The organism is Pseudomonas sp. TH31 (assembly GCF_016650815.1).
Classification (GTDB): domain Bacteria; phylum Pseudomonadota; class Gammaproteobacteria; order Pseudomonadales; family Pseudomonadaceae; genus Aquipseudomonas.
In genome coordinates this window covers 373,647-399,613 of sequence record NZ_JAEKEZ010000033.1, presented here as the reverse complement: position 1 = coordinate 399,613, position 25,967 = coordinate 373,647, and the positions used below count along the sequence as shown (strand labels likewise).

At 50.0% G+C, this 25,967-nt stretch carries 29 protein-coding genes, 1 tRNA gene and 2 pseudogenes; 18 read left to right on the top strand and 14 right to left on the bottom strand.

What is annotated here, in order from left to right; translation table 11 throughout:
- Window positions 1-10: 10 nt before the first annotated feature.
- The 5 genes and pseudogenes from JFV26_RS27525 to JFV26_RS27505 all read left to right on the top strand — a co-directional run bounded on the left by JFV26_RS27525 (window position 11) and on the right by JFV26_RS27505 (window position 2,071).
- The gene (locus JFV26_RS27525) at window positions 11-175 is read left to right on the top strand and encodes a hypothetical protein (RefSeq protein WP_201196744.1); all 165 of its coding nucleotides are present in this window, start codon (window positions 11-13) and stop codon (window positions 173-175) included.
- A gap of 11 nt (window positions 176-186) precedes the next feature.
- Window positions 187-792 (top strand): annotated as a pseudogene (locus JFV26_RS27520) (ATP-binding cassette domain-containing protein); the annotation flags it as partial.
- Window positions 793-898: 106 nt separating this feature from the next.
- Window positions 899-1,120, top strand: a complete 222-nt coding sequence (locus tag JFV26_RS27515; RefSeq protein ID WP_201196742.1) for a hypothetical protein — start codon at window positions 899-901, stop codon at window positions 1,118-1,120.
- 130 nt (window positions 1,121-1,250) lie between these two features.
- Window positions 1,251-1,481 carry a hypothetical protein gene (locus JFV26_RS27510; protein WP_054050531.1) on the top strand — a complete coding sequence of 77 codons (231 nt, stop codon included), beginning with the start codon at window positions 1,251-1,253 and terminating at the stop codon, window positions 1,479-1,481.
- A 305-nt stretch (window positions 1,482-1,786) separates the two neighbouring features.
- Window positions 1,787-2,071: a hypothetical protein gene (locus tag JFV26_RS27505; RefSeq protein WP_201196741.1), complete on the top strand. Its 285-nt coding sequence runs from the start codon at window positions 1,787-1,789 to the stop codon at window positions 2,069-2,071.
- A 62-nt stretch (window positions 2,072-2,133) separates the two neighbouring features.
- On the opposite strand, the gene JFV26_RS27500 is transcribed toward JFV26_RS27505, so the two are convergent.
- Entirely contained in the window at window positions 2,134-2,505 is a 372-nt protein-coding gene (locus JFV26_RS27500; protein ID WP_201196740.1) for a hypothetical protein, read from the bottom strand.
- Between the two features lie 535 nt (window positions 2,506-3,040).
- On the opposite strand from JFV26_RS27500, the gene JFV26_RS27495 reads away from it, so the two are divergent.
- Complete coding sequence (locus tag JFV26_RS27495) at window positions 3,041-3,601, top strand: lipid-binding SYLF domain-containing protein (RefSeq protein WP_201196738.1); 561 nt, start codon at window positions 3,041-3,043, stop codon at window positions 3,599-3,601.
- 781 nt (window positions 3,602-4,382) lie between these two features.
- Here JFV26_RS27495 and JFV26_RS27490 read toward each other — a convergent pair.
- A complete protein-coding gene (locus JFV26_RS27490; protein ID WP_201196736.1) occupies window positions 4,383-4,823 on the bottom strand; it encodes a hypothetical protein in 441 nt (146 codons plus the stop codon).
- A 336-nt stretch (window positions 4,824-5,159) separates the two neighbouring features.
- Here JFV26_RS27490 and JFV26_RS27485 point away from each other — a divergent pair.
- Window positions 5,160-5,506 (top strand): annotated as a pseudogene (locus JFV26_RS27485) (tyrosine-type recombinase/integrase); the annotation flags it as partial.
- Window positions 5,507-5,973: 467 nt separating this feature from the next.
- Here the strand turns inward: JFV26_RS27485 and JFV26_RS27480 are convergent.
- A tRNA-Leu gene (locus JFV26_RS27480) sits at window positions 5,974-6,060 on the bottom strand.
- Between the two features lie 76 nt (window positions 6,061-6,136).
- Between JFV26_RS27480 and JFV26_RS34545 the strand changes: the two genes are divergently transcribed.
- From JFV26_RS34545 to JFV26_RS27465, 3 genes are all read left to right on the top strand, one after another.
- Window positions 6,137-7,525, top strand: a complete 1,389-nt coding sequence (locus JFV26_RS34545; RefSeq protein WP_342215485.1) for a tyrosine-type recombinase/integrase — start codon at window positions 6,137-6,139, stop codon at window positions 7,523-7,525.
- 357 nt (window positions 7,526-7,882) lie between these two features.
- Complete coding sequence (locus tag JFV26_RS27470) at window positions 7,883-8,176, top strand: plasmid mobilization protein (protein ID WP_201196734.1); 294 nt, start codon at window positions 7,883-7,885, stop codon at window positions 8,174-8,176.
- Entirely contained in the window at window positions 8,173-9,315 is a 1,143-nt protein-coding gene (locus tag JFV26_RS27465) for a relaxase/mobilization nuclease domain-containing protein (RefSeq protein ID WP_201196732.1), read from the top strand. The genes JFV26_RS27470 and JFV26_RS27465 overlap by 4 nt, the downstream gene beginning before the upstream one ends.
- A 75-nt stretch (window positions 9,316-9,390) precedes the next feature.
- Here JFV26_RS27465 and JFV26_RS27460 read toward each other — a convergent pair whose 3' ends face one another.
- Window positions 9,391-10,044: a hypothetical protein gene (locus JFV26_RS27460; RefSeq protein ID WP_201196730.1), complete on the bottom strand. Its 654-nt coding sequence runs from the start codon at window positions 10,042-10,044 to the stop codon at window positions 9,391-9,393.
- Window positions 10,045-10,427: 383 nt separating this feature from the next.
- Between JFV26_RS27460 and JFV26_RS27455 the strand changes: the two genes are divergently transcribed.
- A complete protein-coding gene (locus JFV26_RS27455; protein ID WP_201196728.1) occupies window positions 10,428-10,853 on the top strand; it encodes a hypothetical protein in 426 nt (141 codons plus the stop codon).
- Here the strand turns inward: JFV26_RS27455 and JFV26_RS27450 are convergent.
- A complete protein-coding gene (locus JFV26_RS27450) occupies window positions 10,842-11,294 on the bottom strand; it encodes a hypothetical protein (RefSeq protein WP_201196726.1) in 453 nt (150 codons plus the stop codon). The two genes, JFV26_RS27455 and JFV26_RS27450, sit on opposite strands and share 12 nt — an antisense overlap.
- Window positions 11,295-11,469: 175 nt before the next feature.
- Here JFV26_RS27450 and JFV26_RS27445 point away from each other — a divergent pair, with 175 nt between their 5' ends.
- From JFV26_RS27445 to JFV26_RS27435, 3 genes are all read left to right on the top strand, one after another.
- Window positions 11,470-12,420 carry a hypothetical protein gene (locus JFV26_RS27445; protein WP_242487917.1) on the top strand — a complete coding sequence of 317 codons (951 nt, stop codon included), beginning with the start codon at window positions 11,470-11,472 and terminating at the stop codon, window positions 12,418-12,420.
- Window positions 12,421-12,491: 71 nt separating this feature from the next.
- Window positions 12,492-13,028 carry a hypothetical protein gene (locus JFV26_RS27440; RefSeq protein WP_201196725.1) on the top strand — a complete coding sequence of 179 codons (537 nt, stop codon included), beginning with the start codon at window positions 12,492-12,494 and terminating at the stop codon, window positions 13,026-13,028.
- On the top strand, window positions 13,025-13,378 hold the full coding sequence (locus tag JFV26_RS27435; RefSeq protein WP_201196724.1) for a hypothetical protein: 354 nt from the start codon (window positions 13,025-13,027) through the stop codon (window positions 13,376-13,378). The genes JFV26_RS27440 and JFV26_RS27435 overlap by 4 nt, the downstream gene beginning before the upstream one ends.
- 35 nt (window positions 13,379-13,413) lie before the next feature.
- Here the strand turns inward: JFV26_RS27435 and JFV26_RS27430 are convergent, their stop codons facing one another.
- Genes JFV26_RS27430 through JFV26_RS33830 form a run of 7 tightly spaced genes read right to left on the bottom strand, consistent with a single transcriptional unit; the run spans window position 13,414 to window position 20,821 of the window.
- On the bottom strand, window positions 13,414-15,105 hold the full coding sequence (locus JFV26_RS27430) for a phage tail protein (protein ID WP_201196723.1): 1,692 nt from the start codon (window positions 15,103-15,105) through the stop codon (window positions 13,414-13,416).
- Entirely contained in the window at window positions 15,093-15,779 is a 687-nt protein-coding gene (locus tag JFV26_RS27425; protein WP_201196722.1) for a hypothetical protein, read from the bottom strand. Before JFV26_RS27425 ends, JFV26_RS27430 begins: the two co-directional genes overlap by 13 nt.
- Window positions 15,780-15,813: 34 nt before the next feature.
- Window positions 15,814-16,614: a phage BR0599 family protein gene (locus JFV26_RS27420; RefSeq protein WP_201196721.1), complete on the bottom strand. Its 801-nt coding sequence runs from the start codon at window positions 16,612-16,614 to the stop codon at window positions 15,814-15,816.
- On the bottom strand, window positions 16,592-18,103 hold the full coding sequence (locus JFV26_RS27415; protein WP_201196720.1) for a hypothetical protein: 1,512 nt from the start codon (window positions 18,101-18,103) through the stop codon (window positions 16,592-16,594). The genes JFV26_RS27420 and JFV26_RS27415 overlap by 23 nt, the downstream gene beginning before the upstream one ends.
- On the bottom strand, window positions 18,100-19,041 hold the full coding sequence (locus JFV26_RS27410) for a hypothetical protein (protein ID WP_201196719.1): 942 nt from the start codon (window positions 19,039-19,041) through the stop codon (window positions 18,100-18,102). The genes JFV26_RS27415 and JFV26_RS27410 overlap by 4 nt, the downstream gene beginning before the upstream one ends.
- A complete protein-coding gene (locus tag JFV26_RS27405) occupies window positions 19,038-19,925 on the bottom strand; it encodes a hypothetical protein (protein ID WP_201196718.1) in 888 nt (295 codons plus the stop codon). The genes JFV26_RS27410 and JFV26_RS27405 overlap by 4 nt, the downstream gene beginning before the upstream one ends.
- A gap of 35 nt (window positions 19,926-19,960) precedes the next feature.
- Window positions 19,961-20,821 (bottom strand): hypothetical protein, encoded by an 861-nt coding sequence (locus JFV26_RS33830; RefSeq protein ID WP_242487916.1) that lies wholly within the window; start codon window positions 20,819-20,821, stop codon window positions 19,961-19,963.
- A 353-nt stretch (window positions 20,822-21,174) separates the two neighbouring features.
- Here JFV26_RS33830 and JFV26_RS33825 point away from each other — a divergent pair, with 353 nt between their 5' ends.
- Window positions 21,175-21,384 carry a hypothetical protein gene (locus JFV26_RS33825; RefSeq protein ID WP_242487915.1) on the top strand — a complete coding sequence of 70 codons (210 nt, stop codon included), beginning with the start codon at window positions 21,175-21,177 and terminating at the stop codon, window positions 21,382-21,384.
- A gap of 65 nt (window positions 21,385-21,449) precedes the next feature.
- Here the strand turns inward: JFV26_RS33825 and JFV26_RS33820 are convergent, their stop codons facing one another.
- Both JFV26_RS33820 and JFV26_RS27395 read right to left on the bottom strand, forming a co-directional pair.
- Window positions 21,450-22,733 carry a hypothetical protein gene (locus tag JFV26_RS33820; RefSeq protein WP_242487914.1) on the bottom strand — a complete coding sequence of 428 codons (1,284 nt, stop codon included), beginning with the start codon at window positions 22,731-22,733 and terminating at the stop codon, window positions 21,450-21,452.
- 307 nt (window positions 22,734-23,040) lie between these two features.
- On the bottom strand, window positions 23,041-23,466 hold the full coding sequence (locus JFV26_RS27395) for a phage pre-tape measure protein (protein WP_201196717.1): 426 nt from the start codon (window positions 23,464-23,466) through the stop codon (window positions 23,041-23,043).
- A gap of 114 nt (window positions 23,467-23,580) precedes the next feature.
- Here JFV26_RS27395 and JFV26_RS27390 point away from each other — a divergent pair, with 114 nt between their 5' ends.
- Genes JFV26_RS27390 through JFV26_RS27380 form a run of 3 tightly spaced genes read left to right on the top strand, consistent with a single transcriptional unit; the run spans window position 23,581 to window position 25,952 of the window.
- Window positions 23,581-23,925 carry a hypothetical protein gene (locus JFV26_RS27390; protein WP_201196716.1) on the top strand — a complete coding sequence of 115 codons (345 nt, stop codon included), beginning with the start codon at window positions 23,581-23,583 and terminating at the stop codon, window positions 23,923-23,925.
- Complete coding sequence (locus JFV26_RS27385) at window positions 23,919-24,545, top strand: histidine phosphatase family protein (protein WP_201196715.1); 627 nt, start codon at window positions 23,919-23,921, stop codon at window positions 24,543-24,545. The genes JFV26_RS27390 and JFV26_RS27385 overlap by 7 nt, the downstream gene beginning before the upstream one ends.
- A 27-nt stretch (window positions 24,546-24,572) precedes the next feature.
- Complete coding sequence (locus tag JFV26_RS27380) at window positions 24,573-25,952, top strand: hypothetical protein (RefSeq protein WP_201196714.1); 1,380 nt, start codon at window positions 24,573-24,575, stop codon at window positions 25,950-25,952.
- The last annotated feature ends 15 nt before the right edge of the window (window positions 25,953-25,967 follow it).

The window sequence follows — 25,967 nt, the reverse complement described above, 5'->3', positions numbered from 1 at the left end:
GGAGGTGCCGATGACTCACGTCACGCGTCTGCCTGCACTCGTTTCCCTGAACCAATTGGGTTTTCAGTTCGCCAATGGCGAGACTGTTTTCGATTCACTGAGCTTGAGTTTCGACCGCGTCCCCACCGCTATCGTCGGTCGTAATGGAATCGGCAAGAGCGCCTTGCGCGGTTGATTGAATGCGTGGTGGTGAATCTGCCAGGCACCGTGGTACCAACAACTCGACAGGTCATAACACTGGTGGATGCACAGCCGCCCTGGTCTGCGTCCCGACTGACGTTGTCGCTTGCAGGCCCTCTGCGCATCGCCGTCATCGGTCCGAATGGCTGCGGCAAATCCACCTTGCGCATGCTGGCCGGGGCCTATGCGCCCTGCAGTGGGCAATGCGTCACCCATGTCCCCAGTGCTTTTCTTGATCAGCAACTGGCCTTGCTGGACGATCAACACTCCATCGTCGAGCAACTGGGCCTGCTCGACACACCATTGACCGAAGGTACATTGCGCAGCCACCTGGCTCAGTTGCAACTGGATGCGCAGCGAATCACCCGGCCGAGCGGCTCGCTCAGTGGCGGCGAACGCCTCAAAGCGGCCATCGCCATCGCGCTCTGGCGCAAAATACCGGCGCAATTGTTATTGCTCGACGAGCCGACCAATCATCTCGATCTTGAATCCATAGAGGCATTCGAACAGTCCTTACGGAGCTTCCCCGGAGCGATCATCGCGGTTTCCCACGATCAGGCCTTTCTCGCAGCGCTGGCACCGACCCACACGTTGTTGGCAGTTACAACCTGGCGCCGATCCATCCGGCAGCCAGCCGACGAACTGACCTGCCTATTTTTTGCACGATTGCAAAGGGCTTCTATAGTTGATCTGAACACGAATTAGCGGCGGTGGTGCCATGGAAGACATTTTCGTTGTGAAGCGTTGCAACAAAATCATCATCCATGGCCGTCGAGCCGGAGAAGTCAGCCACGCGCCACCTGATGCCGCCGTCTGGTACCGCATCGCCGATACCCGCACTCGCGGCTTCATCGGTGACGGCTTCGATCTTGAAGAAGATGCCCGACGTGAATGCCTCCAGCTCAATGCCCGCTCACAAGTGACAGCTCGGCTAAGCTGAATAAGTTCACTTTTTTTTAGCGGGTCTATACTGAAATCAGCTGAAGGACCAGCGACCCCATCGGCAGAGAGCTCGCACCCGCGGGCTTTTTGCTGCCACTTGTCAGATTCCTTCGAAGGAGGTGTTTGCCATGTCCGAAAAAGAGTCCATCACCACCCTGCTCACCCTGCTTGACTCTCGTCAGGCTCGCCTCGCGGCCGCTTGCAAGGAAATTGCCGACTGGGTCGATCATCAAGGCGGGCACCCGACGGCCCTGAAAATTCGTGACCGGCTGAACGACATCGAAAAAGATGCGCCGCTGATTCGCAGCACGCTGTCTTCGCTGCGCCCTGTCGAACCGCCGCTGCCACGGTTCAGATAGTTCAACCGGACACCCCGACTCAAGGACAGGCCTGACTCAGGAAGCATGAACGGCGACAACATCGTCACCGAGACCCTGCCTGCCTGATAGCCTCCTGCCATACCGCAACCCAGCCTGATGCTGGGCTTTTTTTTGCGACATTCCTTTCACACAGCGTTCACAACGCACGCCCTACTGTGGCCCGACTCCTTTGAAGAATCCCTTGGCCCGCCCGCATGCGGGCTTTTTTTTGCCCTGAATTTCATTAACGAACGCCACCGGCGGCAGGAGGTCAAAAGAACACACGTCACGAAGGAGACGGTCCAATGGTCACTCACTTCAAAGTTGGCGGGCATCTTGCCTGCGGTCATACAGGCACCAAACTGGTTTCGAGTAACGTACTCACCCAGGTCAAATGCAGAAGCTGCCGCAACACCGATGCGTTCAAGGACGCGCGCAAAGACGAACGCAATGCTGCACGACGTGCGACGCGTAAAGCCAAGGTTACTCATACTGCAAATGATTGGCGCGCGGAGTGGGTTCAGCGGCTGACCGCCATGACCGGGCTGCAGAGATTGCCGCGCGGATTTCGCGGCCAGGCATTCGTCTAGACCATCATTCTCGGGCCGATCTGATCGGCCCGATCTAGTTACCCTGCAGCACAGAGCCGGCCTTACCCCCGCCAAAAACTGAATCCCTTGGGCGCGTTGTAATACGAGCATAGAAGGGAAAGCGCCGCTCTACCGGTCACGTCACTCTCCATCTCCTCCTGAGCCAGTCGTATTTCTTCTTGATAGTCCGGCGATTTTTCGGCAGTGAGTGTTTCTGCTTTTACCTCGTCCGTCAGTTCCATTTCCGGGTTATTCATAAAGTTCTGAAAGGAATAGTTGCCAGCGGGGTTCACGTGGGAACACGCCCTCTGCCCCGCGATGACCTTGACGGCGAGCTCACGATCGGTAAATACCTCGGCCACGGAGATCGGAATGTAGCTCAGCCCCAAAAATGCGCCGAATACAAATACTGATTTTTTCATCACTGAAATCAAAACTGAAGCTCCATGCTGTCAAAAATAGCGAAACGGAAACGACAAAGGCCTGCATGATAAACCTCATGCAGGCCTTCGATATATAGGGGTGCCCGAAGACGGAACTGAACCGGCACTTTCTTACGGCGCCAAGCAGCGCACGGTGCATCCGGCGTTCCACCGGCCAAACGCCCTATCTCCAGCTCCTCTTTACCAGCGCTATGTTGAGCTCTCCACAGCGTAATCGCTATGCAAAATTCCGACCTGCTCCCTTCCAGGCATTACAAAATCAACAAAAACCAATGCGTAGCTGAACAACGGAATAACTGCTATTGGCCAAAAGCAACTTCTGACGACGAACCCGGCCCTTACACAGTGGTCAATACAATTGACGGCATCGCGACTGATCAGCGGCTTTGGCCTGCATCCTTCAAGAGCGAAGCTTGCGATTCACACACTTTAGGGTGCGCCGGGTAACTTTCAGTAGATTCGGTTCCTGCCTGACGCAGGCGCTGTCTATTGCTCTCATCCAATGCTCCCTTATCGGAGTACGGAAATGACTCAATCAATGCGGTTCTTCCTATCGATCTTCCTCGCAACAGCCTCATTGGCATCGGCGAGCCTCCTGAACAATGCCAGTGCAGCCACCGCCGAAGATCTGAATGCCAGCTCTCGGCAAGCGTTGCAAAATCTCTACAAAGCCACTCCTTTTGCCGAAACCCTCTCGCACAAAGCCAAAGCTGTGCTTGTCTTCCCCAATATCATCAAAGCGGGCCTTGTGTTCGGCGGCAGCTATGGCGAAGGTGAATTATTGAAGGGCACGAAAGTAGCGGGTTATTACAACTCCGTCACCGGGTCATGGGGGCTGCAGGCAGGCGCTCAGTCGTATGGCTATGTAGTTTTTCTGATGACCGACAAAGCTTTGAAATATGTAAGTGAGACCAAGGGTTGGGAAATCGGTGTAGGGCCAACTGTTGTTGTGGTTGATGAAGGGATTTCGAAGAACCTGTCCAGCTCGACGCTGAAAGACGACGCGTACGCGTTTATCTTCGACCAGCAAGGGTTAATGGCCGGGGTCAGCATCGAAGGCACGAAGATCTCCCTGATCAAACGCTAAACCCGGCTATTGGGTTGGGTATCGAACGAATGATGGCGGCCTGTGCCAACGCAGGTTTGGTTGCCCAGTCAGGTTAATCTCGTTCTGGTCGATTTCTGTCAGACGTAATAGGCAGAAATCGGCCATAACCTGACGCTGATCCGATCAAGCACGAGCCGGATCAGCTCTGACGATTGACTCATGACTGAGTGGCAAAACTACGCGAATAACAGCTAAAGATGCATGTTTCAAGTCATTAAAAATGAACAAATCTTTAAAAAAAGCTCATGCAAACATGAGCTTAGTTGACTACCCTCAAGTGTCCGACATAGTGAATACAGGAGTAACCCACCATGTTCTCGCACGAAAGCGTCCCGCTGATTTCACTCTTCATCATCATGCTGGTTTGCGTACTTGCAGCCTTTCTTCACCCCATACACGCCTTCTGGAGCTGGGTTCAAAGGCGAAAGAGCAGATCCTCTCTCGAACGCACGGAGCAAGTGAGGAAGCTCTATTCGCGCTGAGTGATTTTCAATGAAGCCTGGCAATGTCCAGGCTTTTTGCTGACTGCCAGAAACCAAAAGCGTTACACGCTCAGCCCACCTTCCCGGAACAGCTTTATTCGAACCGGCCCAATTGCAACATCCGCTGCTTGAGTCAAACACACGGACCTGACCTGCGATTCGATGATAGAGGCGACAAGCACGCCTACCGGCTCGCCCTTGCGCAGGGTTTCCATGAGAATCTCGGCATACTGTGAGTCGTGCACCGACCCCGGCGTGCCGAATGGGAATTGAGCGACTCACGTGAACGACCTCTCGTGCTCGCTTTCGTGGACGTAAATCCACGAGATTCCCGATGGGGAGGTGTGATCGACGCGCATGAGCGCCGAATCGATTTTTTTCTTGGTAATTCCGTCCTTGACGAGATCGAATACCGTCAGGAAGAAGTCCCCTGGAAGGGGTGTGATCGAGAGATTGATGATGTGCGATTCGGGGCTTCCAGCACGCGTCCCGTAAAGGTCCCAGAGTCGCTCCCAGTAGTCAGTCCGCCCCATGATTTGACCATCCGTGAGCACCACTCGGAACTCGCTCGCCAACGCATCGTACAAGGGCTTGATGGCACCTTCCGACTTGGAAGACACGCCGCGTGACCACGGAAAGAAGAGTTTATACCAACGGTACACCTCAGCTTCGACTAGAGCCGTCTTATCTGGTGTTTCGAGTACTTCGCTGATTGCCATTTGTGTTCTCCTTAACAAGCTAAAGGTGGCGGGTTTTGCGTTGCAGACTAGAAGTCTGGATACGCATCGCCTGAACGATGCACCGCGCCTTAATCAAGCTCCATCCTGAAATCAACGTCATTTGGTCCAGCTCAAATTATCGCTTCAATTACTTCTTAATACCTCCCGTTACTGACCGACCCGATCACAAAAAATAGTCTCTTGCCTATTGGATTGCATTGAAAACTGACCAGCGGTTTTGTAGTACAAGCGTCCGCCCAACACACTTTGCGTGGTTAAACGGGCGTCCATCTATGCGGCAGCAACTCGTCAATTTCACTCGCCCGTGGCGTCGGAGCGAAAAGACGGATTGTGATTGTAGGGGAACTGAAGGTCGTGATTGATCGAATCCTTGCCAGGAAGGCGGGACACAGAATCCGGACCGCCAGACTGATTGTCATGGACAACGGCCAGCCAATGACCAGCAGCATGTTGCGAGGGAGGTTTGACGCAGCGCACGAGGCCGCAGGAGTGGATAAAGCGGATTCCTGATGCGCGATTTTCGTGCCAAGGCCGGTACCGACAAAGCAGAATCCAGCGGAGACATTATGCGGGCCAAGGATCAGCTCGGGCACAGAACCGTAGTGATGACGGAGAATTACATCCGGAAAAGGATCGGTAAAAAAGTCACCCCGACCAAGTGAGTTACGGAGCAGACTCTAAAACTGCGGAGCGCAAAAGATAAGGGCCTGCATGAGAAATCTCACGCAAGCCCTTGATATTCATGGTGCCCGAAGCCGGAATCGAACCGGCACGCCCTTACGAGCGGGGGATTTTAAGTCACTCTGCCCTACATCGCTTCCGGAGAGCAGTCGAGAGCTGAGCTCAGCTTTGAGCCGTGTTTCTGGGCTGAAAAACTTGTCAAATCAGGCACTTAGAGTGACTCTTGCCGGGTCAGCAAGGGATGTCGAGAGCTGAGCTCGGAATGCTCCAGAAATTGGGAGCTTTCAGCCGCAGCTACCAAGCAGCTCCCAAGAGCTACCAGGCGTTATCGATGAGGGAATTGGTTAAAAAATAGACACAGGGCAGCCAAAAATCATCGCAAGGACGTTAGACGCAGATGATGGGTGGCTGAAGTCAAGGGTGTGGAACGAAGGGGTGAATCTGAAGATGGTGCCCCGAGCCGGAGTCGAACCGGCACATCCGTAAGGACGACGCATTTTAAGTGCGGTGTGTCTACCAATTTCACCATCAGGGCGGTGGGTAGCAGGCCAACGATTAGACACGAAAAGACAGAGCAAATCAACAGGTTAAGACGAATCTAAGGAACCCCCGTGGCCGCTCAAAAATTCATTTTTAATAAGGCTTCACTAGAAGCCCTTGTATGTCCCGATGACAAGTCAGACATGTTGGTATATGACATTATGGTCAAAGGCCTCGCCCTCCGTGTTACTAAGGCTGGTGGTAAGACATTTTTTGTTGTTCGCAAAATCAAAGGTAAAGACCACAGAATTAAGCTTGAACCATTTGATGTGAAGACAACAAAGTTGCCATCTGTGAGGGAGTTGGCCACAAAGACCTACGCGAACCTTGATGTAATTTTGGAAGCCAAAGAAGCTAAGTCTCTGAGGGATAGCCTCACGCTTGACATGGCTTTCGAAAACTTACTTCGACGTAAAAATAACAAGATCACTCAAACAACGATTGATGATTACACGCGAACCTATAATAACTATATCAAGCCGAAATATGGTTCTAGGGCAATTGCAAGCATAACAAGCGATGACGTTTCTAATTTACACGAGGAAACTACTCTGCCGGCGACCAGGCCAAGCGGAAAAGTTACACCCCCTAGAGAAAGATCTGCAAATAAAGCAGTAGGTTTGCTGAGGGGGATTTTCTCGTTCTCAATTGTTTGGTATAAAAACGATTTGGGTGATCCAATCTACAAGTATAACCCTGTCGATATCATGAAGCATACTGGAGGATGGCACGAGTCTAATCGCGATAAGATTCGCATTAACCCACATGACCTTGATGGTTTTATTAAGGGCTGTATCGATGTTGCTGATACGCCACCATTGAGAGACGTGCCAACTTCATTTAAACCCGTATCGGCTGCGGTTCTTTTCATGCTGTTCACCGGAGTAAGGCCAGGTGAGATCAACAAGATCCGACGCTCTTATGTGTGTCATAAAACACGCGCCATTATTTTTCCAAAGAGAAATAAAGGTAACGAGAATGACACCCTGAAAAATGGACATGAATTCCATCTGGTTCTGAACGACTCGGCTTACTGCCAGCTTTTATATGCGATGAAGCACTCTTCTGGCGAGTATGTCTTCCCTGGGGTTACGCAGGATAAAGTCAGTGAGTCTAATGTCCGAGATTTCCTCAAGCGCATATCAAAGCGAGTTGGAGATGGAGATCATCTTCAGCGTAAGATCATGAGAGCCAGCTTCATGTCTATCGCTGAGCGCGCAGGCGTAGGGGCATTCTATATCAAGGTTCTCTGCAATCATGACGGCAGAGGTAAAACTGTAGATGTGACTGACGGCTATAAAGTTGCATACCTATCTGAGATTAGAGGAGCAAGCTCTAAAATTGAAGAGGAAATTCTCCGAAGCGCAGGCCTTACTAAAGATTTCGCATGTCGTGGCTTTCTCTCAACTTTGACTCCACTTGACTCTCGAACCTTAGATACGAAATCCGTAAGCCTCTAGCCAACTATCGATCAACGCATAATACGACTGCGAATTCGCACTATGTTATAGCGAAAGCACAAATACGCCTTGTGACTTTGCTTTACATGACTGCGAATTCGCTTTAGTCGTTTGCGAAATCGCACTACCATACTGCGATTTCGCATTCACACCTTGCGAAACATTAGGTATAAAAACAAATAATCTTAAATAACTTACAAATTCACTTGAACCACCTTTTGCTCATTTTCCATAATAGGTTTAGAGCTTGTTTATAGCCAGTTGTGTCTATGTCAGACAATTAAGCGGCTACTCACATCCCTCCGGGTGTTGCGTACTAAAGGCTCTCCTAGAACAACAATAAAAAGGTGAGACAAGATGAAAACTATTGAGAAGCAAAACAAGGACACCAGGATCACTATAAGGCTTAGTAAGTCCGAGATGGAGTCACTTGAGAGCAAGATGTCCGAGGCCGGATACAAAGCCGCAGGAGCCTTCATCAGGGACTTCGTAGCGAACAATAGCGTCAAGCCAAAGATCGGCTCTGACGTTGTTCAGATCGCACGTGAGCTTATGAGCCTGGCAGCGATGGTCAATGCTGAGAAGCCAGGTTGCGAGCTTCTGGCCAAGGTAAAGCACATCGCCAAGATTAACGTTGGGGGTCTTCTATGATCGGCAAGATTTTCCCCAAATCCTCAGGCTCATTCAAAGGCCGCATCCGGTACATCTTCGGCTGCACCAAGCACGATCACGAAATCACCGGCATCCGGACTATCGACTCGAACTGCCTAAGCCCAGACCCGCTTCCAGGCATCCTCGCGGGCAGCGAAGACGACGTGCTGGAGATGATCAGGGAGTTCGACAGCGTTGAGATGATGAGGCGTATGACAATCGACTCAGAGAAGGCCATTAAGCCGGTCTTCCACGCGATGCTTTCCCTACGGCCTGGCGAGTCACTCAACCCGTCACAGTGGCGCTCAGCAGTGCGAAAGTATCTAAACGACCTTGGCTTCGACGAGACGAACCAGTACGTGGCTGTCATGCACCAGGACAAAGACCACCAGCACGTCCACATCGTTGCCAACCGCATCCGCCTGGATGAGACGTTCAGCATGGTCAAAGACAGCAACGAGCGCTCAATCAGCATGGAATCTGTGTCAGAGATTGAAGACCGCTTCGGCCTCTCAAAAGCACCTCGACCTAAAGATACGTGGGGCGTCTCAATCACTCACGCGGAGCTCCAGGCCTCATTGAAGGATGATGACCTGCCGTTCAAGCACAGGATGATCGCCAAGGTCGCTGGAGCCATCGAAGCCACTAACCAAGCCCAAGGAGACATGTTCACCTTCACCCGCTTGCTCAGAAAGCAGAAGGTCTACATACACCTCACGCTCAATGAAGAAGGCCAACCCAAAGGCATCAGCTTCGAGTTTGATGGCAAACATATCAGCGGCAGACAACTCAAACGCTCACGCCTGACATGGCACAAACTAATCACGCAAGAAGGAATTAACTATGACCCAGAAACCATTTCAGAACTTCAGGACGAAATTGCAAGAAGAGATAGCGAAGAACAAGAAAGAGTTAGAGTCTACTTCTACGAATTCAGCAATAGAAGTAAACGCCTCTACATTCGTTTCACCGCCAAGCAAATCGAAGTCTTTAAGATGATCGAAGACATACTTGCAATCATTGATAAGATTTTCGGGGGCAAATTCAAAGCAACAGAATCTCAGGGAAATAGGTATTACTTGGAGTACGTACCAGGTAAGAAGCTTCTATTCCCCGAAGAGCAAGAATTGGCTATTTAAGTTACTTGAGATAATAGCCAGCAAGCAATCTAACGTCGAGCAACGCATGATGCGGAAGCTCAGACGTTTTCTGTCTTACACGCTTGCTGCTTCTTGGTGCCTTTTAAGCATTTCCATTTCGACGCTCCACAGCCGGATAAACTTCTTCCAGTCTCCTGCATAACCACCACGTATAGTAGCAGTCGATCCTGCGCTAGCTTGAATAAACCGCTCACTCCACGGCTCTGGAATATCGTCATACCCAACGTAGTCAATTGATCCCGGCACAGAAGTGATAGGTACTAACTCAAAAACCTCATCTACGCTCAGCCCAGAAGCTTCGCCGATGGGATCTATTTCGTCCGCATTCCTAATTTCTGAAAGAGACTTCAGGTATGGCTCAGCAGACTTAGACCCTGGCTTAATTAGTTCTAGTCGCCATATCGAGTCCCGCCGCTCATGTTCTCTGTCACGCAACCTGCGCCAAGCTTCCTTGAACTTATCGAAATCATCCTTAATGCTTTGAGTTACAGCTTTATCAGCTAACAGTATACGAACGTGGTCGTCTAGTCTGAAATCAGTAATAAGGCTAAGACTACTAGGATGTACGCCCCGGAGAGCTAAAGTGAATGCAAACCTTGCCAGGTCACTGGGCACCCCGGATCTTTTGCTTATAAGCTCAATTGACTTATCCTCTAGGTATATTTGAGCTACTAACTCTGCATTCAAGATGCTTCTGAAACCTTTCATGGTCTAGAACTCCTTTATATCTACCTTCTGATGTTAGTGTTTGCTGGCAAACCTGGCAAGCGCTATAATCAGCAATGGACTAATAAAGGAATAAGTATGGCTAGGTGCGCCTTAATCTACGATGCGAATGTGGTTTATTCGCGAGGGACACTCTCGATTGAGGGCCTTACATACGGGGTTATCGACGGAGCTGAATTTGACGGTGAGAAACGTCTCACTAATCATATTTGCAAAGCATGGTTAGATACACCTGGAATTGGAATTCTAGACGCTCAAGGATGTGAATACATGATTCTTAGCATTGACGAAAAGTCAGAAACTATAACGGATGACTTGTATCACTTGTTTGCCCTGGCATTCCTCCACAGTCCAGAAGGTGCGGTATGAGAGTCAATTGGATGGTGCCCTTGCGGTCGCTCTTAGCGCTTCTGGGCTGGATTGTGCATCAGATTAACGTGTGGGGAGGAATCATCATCTCTATCCCCGTGCTGCCAATAGTCTGGCTTGTGATCATGATGACAAAAGGTGCAAAGCGCGTCGGAAGGATGATCAAGAGATCTATGAGGCCAAGTGACCACGAGCTAAGCGAAGTCGTTGCTGATCATGGCGGTTGGATTTTTGGCCAGGTCGATGACGACAAAACAGCCTTGGGGCTATTCGCTGAGCGAGATGCGAGTGCGCGCCTGGTGAAAGAAGGCCTGGTGCTACGCACTGATGACGGCAAGACATTCTTGGTCAGGTCATTTGAAAAGGGCCAAGACTCCGCAGCCCTGGCCCCTCTCTTAGCTGATGCTTTTTTACATCAGTAGCTCTCTAAGCTGTGCTTTGGGAAGACGGCACAGCTCGCTCGCTGTGTAAGCGCCTCTGAGCAGCAGGCCGGACGCTAGGTCATATGCGTCAATATCTCCTCCGATCCTCCCCACAACGCTTAGCAGAGCGATCTGATCGAATTCAGAGAGCTTCGCCTGGGCCAGTATTTTTGCCTCGGCCTCTTTAGCCAGCTTCGCTCGAAACTGGATGTCCAATTCATCTGCACGTCTCTCTGCCTGATTTACGAGAGCGCGTAAGCCGGCTTCGCCGAATACTGCGATTACCTCCAACGTTAGCTCAATCAACTCTTCAAGTTCTTGCGCCTGGTCATGCTCGTACTCCAGGCCACACGCACATCCATCTTTGTGTAAGTCACCACTCTTAATAAGTGCCTTGGCGATTTGTTCATGATTAATTCGAAATGAAAACTTACTGCTCATTTTATTTTCCTTTTTGGCAGTTCAATACAAACATCATATTGAATTGGACTCACCCACTCAATAGTTAAATGCAATCTATATAAAGGTAGTTTGATGTCAAATAGCCTGGCCGACCTATTGCACTGCCCTGAACCCCTTATATAATGGGCTTATAGAGAGATTTTCGAGGTTTACAATGAGCAAAAAGTTGTCGGCATTACTTGTCGCAATCGCATTCCTATTGTCCAGTGTTACGGCAATTTCAGTTGCCCTGGCAATATACGCGCTGATTGACGATAAGAGTTTGGCGTTGCTATTTGCTTCGGCGGCGGTGCTCTTGGATATCTTTAAGTATCTTGCCTGGCCGGTGGCGATTCGTGTGCTGCGCGGGTCTACGGCTGCTCTTACTATTACCTGCGCCTTGATGCTTTCAGTAGTCAGCGGCTGGGCCACATATGATCGTCTTATGTCTTCGATCACGATTAGTAAAGCCACCCATGACGTAATGACTACGGATCGAGTGCAGGCCCTGACCTCCTTGGCTCAGCAGGACTCGCTCTTGATCTCTCAGCTTGATACAGAGATATCCGATGCAAAGGTACAGGCCAATGAACTCAGGGCTCGTGGAATGGTTTCAAAAGCTCTGGAGCTGGAAGAGTCTGTCGCGGCTCGTGCTTCCTCTCAGCGTGCAGCGGCAATTACACGTATCAATGAAGGATCGCTGGAGATAGCCCACATCAAATCCTCAGTGACCAAGGCTGCGAGCCTTCCAGAACTACTTGCTCATTTTTTGTGCCTCGGTTTTGCAATGTCCCTGGAGATCGTTCCTGCCCTGATCCTTTCCGGTGTTCGGAGCTCTGGACGCTCTATCAAGCCAGTTGTAGACTCGGAAGATAGCGCTTCGCCACCACTGGTGATCGAGCAGCTAGAAACCCCGAAAACCCCAGAAACTTTGCTCGATACGAACGCAGAAATCCTAAAAACCTTGGTTGATCAGGCGAAAACCACAATGCCTGGGACACCAATCAAGTTAAAGGAATTCGCGAAAACCAGCCGGATTGGGAATTTGCGGGCGTGCGAAATCTTCAGAAACGCTGAGGCGCTTGGAGTAATCAAAAAAACCACTATCGGCTATGTTTCGACATAACTAAAAACGCTTGAACAACAAAAACAAGAGCAGCATGCTTTCTCTATCAACAAGTTAACGGAATTAGCTAAATGAGAAGCTTCAAGAAGACAGCGATAATACTTGGATTAGGTTTATTAGTGTCAAAGCTTGTAGTGGCAGCCACTGCATCACCTCTAAACAATACTTGGTCGGGGCCAGTATTAGAGTCCGCTGATCGCTTTACTGGGACTGGCATCACCCTAGACCTCAGAGTGTTCGAGCGTAACGTCAAAAATGCATATCAAGATGCACTATCTCTGCGTTTTACAGGCCCTGAGTCAGTCATGCGGGAATACGGATTAACATCCCGAGAAATCATCTGCTCCATCTCAGACACCGGGACGAGCAGCAATCCGACCTACAACAAGTACATTAAGCTGTCTAAGGGTTACGGAAGCTGGGATGCTGACTACGATAACCCGCTTTGCTCATTCATCGCTATTAAAGCGGAGCCTGGCTGGACAGACATCGATGTTGGTTTTAAGAGTAAAGCCATGATCGCCAGGCTCAAGATGGATAATGACCGGGGCTTGGTAGTTGGATACGCTCAAAAAATGCACTTTGACGAATGGGCTCGTAGAAAATGAAAAAAATCACAATCAGTGACGGCGTTTGGTTCTTATTTCTGATCTGTGTTTTCACTCCCAGCTTGGTAATGAGTTTCGCGACCGGTGAGCTTTCGGTAAGCGACACGTACAGCTACGTTTTCGGAACCATTGCTGGCTTTGCTGGTGAGTGGATTGCGTACATCCTGTTCCTTCCACTGGGCTTCATCACCTGCCTTCTGCCAAATGACTCGTACTACGTCCTCACGGCGTTCCAAATGGTCGTAGGTGATTTTGCAATTCTGGCGATTTTTCTCTTTGTCTGTACGACATACCCGCCTACGTTCATTCGCCGTACTAGCCAGCCTGCAGAATCCCCTCAGGCCGCTTAATAGGCATGACAAAGGGCCCACCTGGGCCCCTTGCATCAACGCGTGATGTTGATCGAAATGACCGGTGAATCCGCGAACCCCGCTTTCTGCGCAACGACCTCGAATGCCAAAGCCTTGTAGTAGATCCCGCCATTCAGGGCCAGCTCGTCATCGAATGCCCACGACTCTCCAGTAATGCCACTGACTGTCTTGACCACTGTCGTACCTGATCGCACCGTGACTTTGTATGTCGAAGCAGTCACCTGGCTCACATCGTCGCTGTAGAACATCACAGCCGGCACCGCACCATCTCGCTTACGCCAGGTCATCGTTGCCGCGCCCGAGATCAAACCGCCCTCCCCACTATTAACCCGGACTCTTCCAGGAGCCCATGGCGCCGCGTTGGCCCCGGCGACGTTGTACGACCGCAGTGTTGCCCCATCGCTCTCAAGAACGCCCGACTGGGTACGTGGAAGCATGCGATAACCAACAGACTCGCCCTTCACATACTGCCAATCAGTAACTCCGAACCCCTCTGACACAGCCCATACCCGAGCACCAACCGGGTGAGCAAGCGGCATGGTTCCAAACAGCCCACGGTTGACCAGGCCAAGTGTCACACTGGTAGAGTTGCCGGCTACGGCTGTCTGGTACGAAATCCACTCTCTACCGGCAGCACTCACGACGAGCATCAGCCCAAGGCCCTGCCGAATCTCCTCTGCAGTATGCGATTCAAGCTCCGCAGAAGCCCCAAAAAGCACCATGCTCGACGCACTCCATGCCACTCCTAAAGCAGCAGTGGTAGCGAACAGCGGCGTGAAAGGCATCGACCCAGCATCCACGAAGGAACTGTCCACCGCGCCCTTAGCGACCAATCGATAATCAAGTGCCACGCCTGGATTCTCAGCGGCTATCAGCATGCTTCCGGCTGACTGTTTTGCTGTCAAAATTGCAGGAGCATCAACGACGTCGAAGCGAGTGATGTCGGCTGGTGCGAATGACGGTTTGACCCAAGTACGTTCAGAGCCATCTGCGTAGACGCTCATGAAAACACCGAACACGTCTTGGACGAGCGTGAGTCTGATGGCGCTGTTTCCTGGCGATCCAAGGTCGATATCGGTGATACGCATTACGAGATTTTCGATCTTCTCCGGCGCCCAGCTAAGTCTTACTACATCACCGACCTCACTGAAAGATGGCCCACGGTTACATTCGACAACGCACGTTGCTAGCGGCACAGACATACTGGCCATCTCACGCATCGCTATCTTTGCCGCAAGCTCTCGCGTGCTAACCATTGGCATCGAGACGGTCTGGCCGTCTGAGTCGCCTTTATGGAGTCGAAGGCCACTGTTCTGAGCAATCACTGTGCGCTCCGAGAAATCGTCTTCAAAGCTGGTGTACTTGAGTTTCACTTCGTTAATGGCGGTATCCAGCGATCCTCTGGTGAAATTGCTTAGGTTCTTGATCATCGGCACCTGCAGCACAGGGAGATCTTCGACGCTGTAGTCATTTCTTATGAGCTTCAGCTTTAGCGCTCCTGTTGCTGGATCAGTCTGGAGCGAAGCTTGGATTACGCGCTTGATGTCGTCGATCACGTCCCCTGCAGTAGTTGAAGAGTCGATCACAGCTGAAATACCCATGCCCTCGTCAAATAGTATCTTCGAGGATTCGAGGAAGGTCTCTAAGTCGATACTCGAATACCCAAGGTCAGCGCCGTACAGCCCATTTACAATCATCTCGTACATAAAAAAGCAGGGTTCGCATCGAGACCTATCTGCTCGTATTCCTTGAATCGTTCATCTGGAGATTTTGGGAACCGAGAAACGACGAAGCTAGTGGCTTGTGGGCTTGCTGAGTTGCCGATGTACATGCCTTCCATGACGCAGTACGAAACACCACGAATACTTGAAACGAGATCGCTACCAACCTTGCTTACCAGATAGTCGTTTGCGGTCTGAGTCCACGTGCCTGGATGAAATCGCAGCGTGCCTGATACCCCGCCGGATCCATTTTCATCACCGCCAAACAACGTGGGCTTGTTGATTAGGATGGCGCCCCCGGTACTGAGGCCAGACCAAGCTACGTCATCCCCAAATTTCACTTCTCTCAACATCACGTCAGGGCCATGACACATGCCAAGCTGAACCCCCATGTAGTACCTGTAGCCAACGACCGTTTTCTTTGAGCCAAACATTCCCTTGGTGACCTGCTTGATTGCAGTATTTCGAAGGTCGCCGTACCACAGGACGTTTGGCCCAGAGATACGTCGTGTGCCTGCGAGCACTTGAATCGGTCGCTCAGCAGCAGATGGAAAACTGAAGTCTTCAAGGCCAGCCGCTGTCGGTTTTTGCGGCTTCTGCTGACCTCTTATATTCATATAGATCGAGAGTGCCATCAACGCCAGCACAAAATAAATCATTGAGTACCTTCTTTATTTTTCTTATAGGTATCTGTTAATAGACTTGAAACGGGTTTTCAGTAGGAATGGTTAGAAACCCCAGAAAGTTTTCAAAGTTATCGAACGAGTGACATGCAGCAGCTGAGTGATCACATCCCTTAGCAACTTGGACAGCATCCCCTGCCTTGAGGCCATCAATAGGTGACATTAGCTTGAACGTATTGCCTACTGACTGGGTGATCATCCGGAAATCACTCCCGTTCTTTGATAACAAACCGGTCAGGTAGTAATCATCAGCATGCTCCTTTGAGGCCACTTCGACTGTGAAGCCATTGTCCCGGATCGCGATCACGGAGCTGTCTTCTTGCCAATCCTGGATTTGGAGTCCGCAGCGGGTGTCATACAGGTGGTGATTGCACTGACTCTGATAGCCGCAGCGCAGCACCTGGCGACCCAAAGACCTGGAGACGGGGTTGCATTCCAGGGACGCAATACTGTTGTTCCAGGTTACGCTAGTGACCTCACCGGCAAAGATGTTGATCGACTCAGATGGCAGATCGCGCTGTGTTTGAAAGACCTTGAGCGTCACGTGGTTTGACGGCAAATGGCTGCGGAAAAGCAGAGGCACAGGTGAGTCACCTGGGACTTCTACAGTAAGCTTATTTTTGTAGTCTTCAGCTGTCCGCTGGACTTTACCGCGCTTCAGGGTAAGAGGTTTGTAGACCAGGCCATCGGTGTGGAGGTGTTGCTTACTGCCGCTGGTATAGGCGTATTTTTCCGTACCATGCTCAAAGAGGAACAGTTCAATAGGCCTAGATAATGAAAGCGCTCTTTCAATGGATTTCAGGGTCAGCATGCAGGAGTTGCCTTATATTTTTAGTTATAGTCGACACTTCGTTGGTGTCGAAGATGTAGCGAAATTCATCAGAGTCAAAACGAGCCAGAAACAATGGTGCGACGTATTCAATATCTTGCATTTTTAGGTTGCTGGTTGTTTCTTTTGTTGTGATGGTTTCTGTGCCGTCGGAATTACTTACAGCGCCCACCAATGTTCTGTAAATGTAAGTTCCATTGTACAGTTTTATCGCGATAGCCGGGGCGAATGACTTGCTGTTTCCGAAGTTTCTATAGCCTGAGCTTTTAATCCTAAATTTGTATGTTGCGTCGAAAATATCTTCGCTGATCTCAAAGGCTCGGCCTGGGCCTGTGATGTAGAACTCGCCTTGAGCACCATTCATGATTTCAGCGAAGTCTTCGAATCGTTGACGGTCTGCTTCTGAAAAGAAGGTAAAGGTTTTGCTGAAAATCCGGACTGCACCAGTGGTGCGCTCGTAGATCCTGCGGGCACCGATCAGCGGGTCGAGGGTCTCACGCAGGCGCTGGTACTGAGTAGTTACGTCATCAGAGAAGTCGGTGCGAAACGGGAAGACAGGCCTGGAGTTGTATCGCTCGAAATTGTCTACTGGGGCGGGTTTGATGAAGACCGTTTCGTCGAGCTCGAATGACACTGTATGTTGATCAAAACTGTTCGTAAGCGACTTGGAATTGGACTCGTCCGATGTGTAGGCAATGTGAGCCGGAACCACAATCGCATTGATGGAAAAGTCATTCTTAACCATGGCGGTCAAGGTCATCACGCCCCCTGCAACGGACTCGACACTCACGATCTCTGACAGCTCACCATCGGAGATCAGTAATGTATTTGATGCTGCCACATGAGCGTTCATCTTGGTCAGCACGAGTGAGGTATCACCAGGTTTAACTGCCATTCCCAGCTGACACTGCAGGGGCCAGACCGGCACGATCATGCTCCCACCGATGTTCCCGAGCTTGTTATCAAACTTGTACTGCTCATCGTCTGTCACGCTATACATGTAGTTAAGCGAGACCCTTGGTGTGTCACGCAGAGCGATACGTTGCTCAGTTCCGTCGAATGCCTCGATCACTTCAGTCAGGTACTGAATGCTCATTTCCGGCTGTGTTGACCAGTCGATCCGTTCGGGCATTACGAGAGCCATCGAAGCAATCAGGCTGAATTTGTACGCAGACCCAGTGCCGAAATCGAAGTTGGCCGCGTAGTCGATCAGGCCATTCGCTTGGCTCAGAGAAACGCCGTAGGCAACAGACGTGAACGAGTAAATGATCCCGGACGTTTCACCCTGGAGATCAACACCGAATGCACCTGTCTGACTCACCCCCGCTAGGGACTTGGCATCAGTGAAAGAATGCCAAAGCTCAAACGCAAACTCTGCACCGGGCACCACCACGCCAGCATCAATCACGGCAGGCGACAGGAAGACATTATCGAAAAAGAATGACCCGAAGCTTCGAGCGATTTGATTCATTGAGCACCATCCAAAAGCACCGCAATGCCCAAGTTAAAATGTGGGTAATTACGATCAGCCGGAAACGCTTTCACGTACTGCGGGAAGATCATGAATTTGTGAGATCCAAGCTCGTACACAGCACCTGGTTCGAATGAATCCATAGGCAGCAGAAAGATCTCAGGCAGCTCTGCGTATGGGGCAAACCCACCACCGTACTCGGTGAAAAGCGTTATCGGGATCAGGCCATCCAGCCCGCCTATGAGTCCTTTCGCCCGCGATACAGCCCCAACGCTTCCGTAGCTCGTGCCATTTTGGTGGAAGTGAGGCACGCCAATGAGTGTCCCTTGGCCGTTCGGCCTCAGCGGCCCCCACGTCCGTCCGCCTACATCCCAACCAGACCACTCAGTATGCGCAAGCCTGACACCAAACGTTGCGTAAGCATTGGCAAACAAAGGCTGCCTCTGTGTGCTCAGGTAGCTCTCCGTAGACGTTACGAATTGCCCGCCACTCCCCGCCGAAAGCACTGGCAGCACACCGAAAGAAAGGCACGAATACTTCCCACCGGTACGCTCCGTTACGAACATCACCAGGTCGCCCGAGACGAAGAAATGGCACACACCGGCATCCGCTCCGGACTCTACGTAGCACTTTGGCGAGGACTGAAATCCAGGTTGATTCGTGAAACCCGCTGAACCGCTATAGCCACTGGCCGCAGAAATGATCACACCGCGTTGCCCAATGCTGCTCGCACTGTAGTAATCGACGTATGGACTGGACTCACCAAAGCTTCTCAAACAAAAGAAGGAGGAAGCCTTAGAGATCATCAATTGAATGCCAATTCGCGGGTCTGAAAAGCCGCCGTAACGGTTCACAGTCCAACCTTCGATCTCCAGCCGCTGTCTGATAACTGCAACGAGATCATCAGCTGATGTGTAGCGAGATGAGTAGTGCTTCATGACAACCTCAACCCGTAAGTTTCGGAAGCCTTGGCTACGTTCGGCACGACCAGATAATCCACACCATCAACCGCGATGACAGACTCAGCTGCACGCCCCTGAGGAATGGCAAACACACCGTCGAGGTAGCCGAGCCACGTACCATCATCCGAATTCAGTCCATCAGAATCTGACACCCGACCGGAGCTAACAACAAGGCATGGGTAAACCACAGCACCGCCATCGATCTTCGACCGCAGCCTGTGAAATTTCCCATCAAAGGGATGAATGAACGAATAGGAATACGAGTATGGAAATTCGTTCGTGAACGAACTGTTGCCGCCAGAATTACCACCTACGATTTGCCACACGGCAGTCGGCAGGCACACCTTTGGGCAGTATTGATTACCACCACTCATAAACGGGAATGCAGACTCCTTGGAACCACCGAGCTCACCTGAACCACCGATAAAACACGGAAACGAATACACGCGATTCGACCCGAATGGCAGGATCAGCCCTGCGTAAAACGAGTAGTACGAAGACCCCGATTTGATGACTCCGCAGAGCCGGCGAGAATTCACCAACGTCCAAACCTTCACCGAACCAGCGGGCAGCACAAAACGCGGTAGAAAAGGCGAATAGGCATAGCTAAAACCACCTGCCTGGTTAGACACAGGTTTACCAGGATCGAAAACAGGGAATGCCTGAACCTCAATCACTCCAGCACCAATCACTCCAGCACCAATCACAAACGCGACAAATCCCTGGCCATTCGGCAGCCCAAACACCTTCTCGGAAGAAGTATTTCGAACCACCGACCAAGAGTTTGACGGCAAAATATCAGCACATAAAGATGAGAGCCAAGCAGCACCACTGGCATATGTATTTATAGCTACTGTCATTGTTTTTATTCTTATTAGTCAGTAGCTATATATTATCACATGTTTTTAATCTCACTTCTGTTCGCACGAATATGGTTCATGACCATGCGCTCACCATCTTTTCCCTCCATTGAGCTTGCGAGCGATTGAGAATCTAGGACATTGTAAATACCAATATTGGTTGCTGGATTAGATTCGCCTTTACTTCCTTTACCAATATTATTGCGATGACGAGGATCACTTGCTGTCAGCATCTCTTCGCCTTTCTCGGCAATAATCGGAACTTCGTTCGGCTTCAGTCCCATCACACCTCCAGTGTGGTATTTCGGTGCGTTTCTAAAGAAGCTCCATGGGACGTTACGGCTGCGACCAGAATCACCGATGCCACCACCGCTGTGCTTAACGCCGGCACCGACCATCCCCATGAGGCTGCCAGCACCTGCACTTGCTCCCCCGGTGTACGCCGAAAGCATCGACTGAATGGCAAGCTGAATCAGCAGCTTCGCAATGATCTTCGATACCTCTGTCAGCACGCCCTGAGCAAAGTCTGCGAAGGCTTCTTTTGCTGATTTGGTGCCGGATATAAAGTCAGTGAACAGACCTTCAAGGCCACCCTGGAGGCTATTCGACACAGTGTCAGTGAGAGTCCCCAGATCGAATACTTCAGCCCTGGCTGCCTTCGCTGCTGCCTGTACCTTTTCGAGATCAGCTGGATTCCCGGTGATTTCAGCAGCTTTAGTACCACGATCTTCAAGTGCGTTCGCTTTGTCGAGGTAGTCCAGTGGTGAGATCTGATGCTTCTCCAACTTTGACTTCAAAGTCGCGTACTGGCGCTCGATCTCCTGCATCTCGGCCTGGGCTTTTTTGGCGTTGATCAGCTTTTGGATCGCGGTGGAGTCGTCGCCCAGGGACTCCATATTCTTGATCGTGTCTTTGAAGTCCGACTCGATCTTCTTGATGTCTGATGAGAACTGATCGCCGCCAATTGCCAGGAGCTCGATCTGTGCGTCGGCCTTGATCTGAGCCAGCTGCTCTTTGATCTGGCCAATTTGAGCGGCCCTGTCCGCTTTGAGCAGAGCACTTTGATTGACGAGTTCGGCGCCGATAGTTGCTTGGTCTGCACGCTTGCTCGTGATGTCCGCTTCAAGTTGATTGATGGCTGCGAGAATGCCTGGCGTGTCGTTGAGATTCTTTGTAGCGCCCAGGAGTTTTTGCTGACCGGCCAGGCTGCCCTGTAGCGCTTTGATGTCGACTTCAAGGGATCGCTTTTTTGAGCGCTGAGCTTCTTCGCTGCTTCCATTTCAATGCGGAACCGTTCATCAGCAATCTGGACAGCGGACAGATTTTCGAGACGAGCACGTTCCTGCAGGCCAGAGAGTTCGATCTGCTTTTTGGTGTCGATTTTGGAGATGGTGATGTCGATCTCTTTTTTGGCGAGATCGGCTTGAAGCTGGGCCTGGGTAGCCGCAATTTGAGCTGAGGCGGCGGCGTTTTTGGTTTGAAGCTTTACTATTTTGTCTTGATCTGACTTGTCTTTTCGCCTGGCTAGCTCAGCATTAGTTTTGTCCTCATTCTCAAGAACCTTTGTCTTGATCCTTGCCATCGTTTCTTCGGTTTGTTTTTGATAATCACCATCATCAAAAATCTTGAAATCTTCAAGCCAGTTTTATGAGCTTCATCTTTCAGTACCTGGAGTTGCTTGATCGTCTCGCCGATGCTCTTACTCTCAGTTGCCACTTGGATTGGCTTGCTGGACGATTCTTGAAGGCTAGTTAGAACGCCTTGAAATTTCGATATCTGGCCTGATGCTCCATCCAAATTGAAGGTATCAGCGAATTGTTTCATCGGCTCAATGAATGTGGAATTCAAAAACTCCAGATTCTTGGCGAATGCCATTCTGAAGACGTTGACCAGTCCATTAGCGCTTTTAGTATAGATAGAGTCCAGGAACTGAAATTGCTTCAGATTGAAAATGGCAAAAGACAAGACCACTTCTTTCATCGCACTGTAAGCAACTACGAACGCATTCTTAACCTGGACGGTAAAATTAAGACTTGCAACAACACCCGAAAAGACGTCAAGGAATGTTTGACCAATGTCTTTTACTGGCGCCTTGGTATCCTTTGATATACCAACGATGGCTTCTGTTACTAGCTCAGTAAGTGCTGTAAGCTCGGGTGCAATATCAGCCACTATCTTACTGAATGCCGTACTCCCTACCTTTTCGAGTTGAGCAAAAGACTTCCCAAGCTGACTTACTGAGATAGTGTCTACATCAGACAGAGTCAGATTGAGTCTCTCGGCCTCGGCTCGTAGTCTTTTGAACTCGGCACCACCATTTCGCAGTACCGGCAGAAGATTTCGTAGGGAGTCCGATCCAATCTGGTCTAGGAAAGTAAAGGCGGAGTTATCAGACATCCCCTTTATCGTTTCAGAAATCTTGTCCAACTGCTCCAGCGGATTTAGCTTATTAAATTTGTCAGCAGAGATATTCAGAACTTCAAAGAAATCCACTGCACCACCGGAGCCGATGGAGCTGAACTCTTCAACTTTTATTCTCACTTCATCAAGGGCATCAAGAAACTGATCAGGTTTTACATTTGCACCACTGAACGCCGCGTACTGCGCTGCCGTCAGATCCTCCATAGAGATGCCAAGGCGCTTTGCTGCGAAGTCCAGTTCGGTGAGACTCTGGACTGTTTCTTTAATCGCAACGGCACCACCGAACGCTGCTACAAGAGCTGTGACCTTGGCGGCAGTGCTTTTCAATACACCAGAGGCTTCATCCTTAGCTTTAAGGATTAAATTAATTACTGCATTACTGGCCATCTTTATTGCTCTCCGGCAATTTTAGACATGACGTCATTGAATGGTTTTGCATCTCCCGAGACGCAAGAAACCCTGCTCATATGATTCGCATACATCTCTCCCACCAACTCACCGCGCTTCAGTTCTTTCTGAACAACGGCAAGTTTGAATAGTTTGCGAATCGAATAGTTGTAAGGGTCGAGTCGAGAAGTGTTATGCCCACAAGAAATAAGAAATTCACAGTTAGAAACGAGAGAATCAAGAAAGCTCTCTAGCCCTGACTCCTCAGTGGCACTTTCTTGTCTCTTACGCTCCGCCTCGTAGTCTTTTACTTTTTCAGCAGAAGTGCGATTGTCGGGGCGAGTTTCTCCAGGCTTTTTTTTACCCCTTCAGGAAAGGTCAATGAGAATACAGCTCCCATTAGTTCTACCTGGGTCATCAATGGAAGGTTTACGACATGCTCAGCAAGATCTGGTTCTTTGCAGCCGGCAGCGATACATGCAGCGCCAAACTCAGGGAACTGCAACATGATCGATTTAGAGTTATCAGTATTCTTGAGATCCTCTTTCGAATTGTGCAGAAAGATAGTGGCTAGGATTTTGCCATGATGTTCAACGAGTCGAATGAAGTCGACAGTGGTGAGTCCATAGACATCGAAAGATACTTCTTTCCTACCTTTCGTACCCATGACGCCTGGGATATCTTGAGTGATAACAACTTTCTTAAATGGCACAACGAGGTCAAGCAGAGACATTGGATTGCCTTTCTTATTATTATTCTTATACCTACATCATATCATTTTCTTTATGTTTATTGAGCCGCAGGATACAATCCAGTTTGAGCTCAAAAAAAGGCATGAGGCCGGGTAATGCAAAAGATCTCAGAATTGACGTTGAGCGAGCGAGATGAGTATGTTTGCCGTCAAAGCGCAGCTGTCATGCGAGCCAGCGGCTATGACATGCCGGAGTCCGTGGCACTTGAATATTTAGTTGATTCGGATTCTGCGCCAGGCTTTAGATTTGATGTGCTGGACTGTGTCTTCAACTGTATTGCATTTGCGCTGGAGCATAAGCGCGATGACACGCAAGTTAAGGAGGCGTTTGAAAATATGCTGACTGAAACGGGCGCTGATCATGTACATCGCCTGACTGATGAGCTCTTCAGAATTGCCGAGGCTGCGGCTAGGGACGAGTTGGAGCCGGTCGTATGCTGAGAGTACGTTTCGTGCGCCATGGCGAGAGCGCTGCGAACGCTGGGAATGCCTCTTCTGATCCCGCTTTGATCCCCCTTACCGAACGCGGCCTGGCTCAAGCACAAGCTGTGGCTGAGTCATTCGAAGCAGATCCTGATCTGATCGTCATGTCGCCGTTTGAGCGCGCTCAGGATACTGCGTTGCCGACGATCCAGAGATTCCCTGAGTGCGCGGTCGAGATTTGGCCTGTTGAGGAATTTACGTACCTGGCGCCGGCAAGGTGTGCGAATACCACTGCGTCTGAGCGGAAGCCTTGGGTCGAGGCTTACTGGAATTCCGCTGATCCTGATTTTGAGGACGGGCCAGGCACAGAGTCTTTCAGTCACCTCATTCAGCGAGCTAGGTCTGTACTGCGTCGGCTTCACGGAATGACAGGCACCGTGGTGATCTTCGGGCATGGGCAGTTCATGCAAGCCGTGAGGTGGCTGGTGGTGACATCACCTGAGCGGATAGACTCTGAAGCTATGAGATCGTTTCGAGCCTACGACTTGGCCAACACGATCAGAAATGGTGAGTGCCTATACTTGAATCACGATAAGCAGCGGTGGATTTACAATTCGCAATGTCACATTGGTTGTTGATTAAGCCCAGGATACATGGAGAGTAGTGTGAGCGAAGATATCAAGATCACTCGAATAGATCTTAAGAGGTTCACCGCGTTAGTTGGCCCTTCGCGGAGTCCTCGTGCTGCCTTTTTCAGTAAGGAGGTAGATTGGTTCAGCAATGAGGATGAATCAGTCCTCGGCATTGTACTACTCGACATTGCTGATAATGACTATGTCTGGCTGACACTAGGTCGTGATGAGATTGGCCGGTATAGAAACTTCGATATTGAAGCCTGCATAGTGACTCACGAAGAAGCCGAAAAACAACTAATCAGCAAGATGCAAGAAATAACAGCAACCGGACAAAACGTCTTCCCCCAAGGGGACAAGGGCCAAGCATTGGATCTTTTCAATATTATCGTAACTGAAGAAAAGATCCATCCATTCTTCAGGCGTCTCTGTGAAGAACCATCTTTTTCATCTGCAAAAGGCATCATTGGCGAAATGATGCCCCACTATATTGACATTGATGGCAATTTTGTAGAGCAGTTTCAATCAGCCGGGTTTGATGCGCGAGTTTGGGAACTTTATCTGAACGCCTACCTTATTGAGGAAGAATTCGAGTTCGATAGGTCTCACTTCGCCCCCGACTTTAACGTCAACAAGTATGGGCATAAAGTATGCATTGAGGCGACCATTGTCGGGCGTAAAAAGCCATTGACTGAGGATGAGGCTCGCATACCAGCTGAGAATTACACCAGGGAACAGTTGCTAGAAAAGTCCATGGATGAAATGCCCATTAAGTTTGGCAGTCCGCTCTATAGCAAGCTTCAAAAGAAATATTGGACACACGAGCACGTGAAAGGTAATCCACTCGTGATTGCTATTGCTGATTTCCATGACAAGCAGTCTATGTTGTGGAGTTCTACTTCATTACCTAACTATCTCTATGGCGTTCGGCACGAATCTCACTATGATGAGGATGGCAAGCTAGTAATAGAGCCTATCAAGATTGACACTCACAAGTTAGGTGATAAGGAGATCCCTTCGGGCTATTTCTTTCAGCCTGACTCAGAGCATATCAGTGCTGTTATGTTCTCAAATAGCGGCACCATTTCAAAATTTAATAGGATGGGCAAGCAGTCAGGTTTTGGTGCTAAAAATGTGATGCTGTTTCGTACTGGTTTCTGTCATGACCATGATGAAAACGCCTCACTACCGAAAACATTTGCATTTGAAATTACCGGCGAATCCAACGAAAGTTGGGCTGAAGGTCTGTCTATGTTCCATAATCCGAACGCGCTTCATCCAGTCCATCCAGGGCTTTTCCCATCAATCGCTCATCATTATTTTGACGAAGGACAGATTATAAGTAATCTTCCGGACTTCTATCCATATACATCAACAACTAACATTGTCAATGTAGTTGATGACGACAAATAAAAAAAGGGGGCTCTA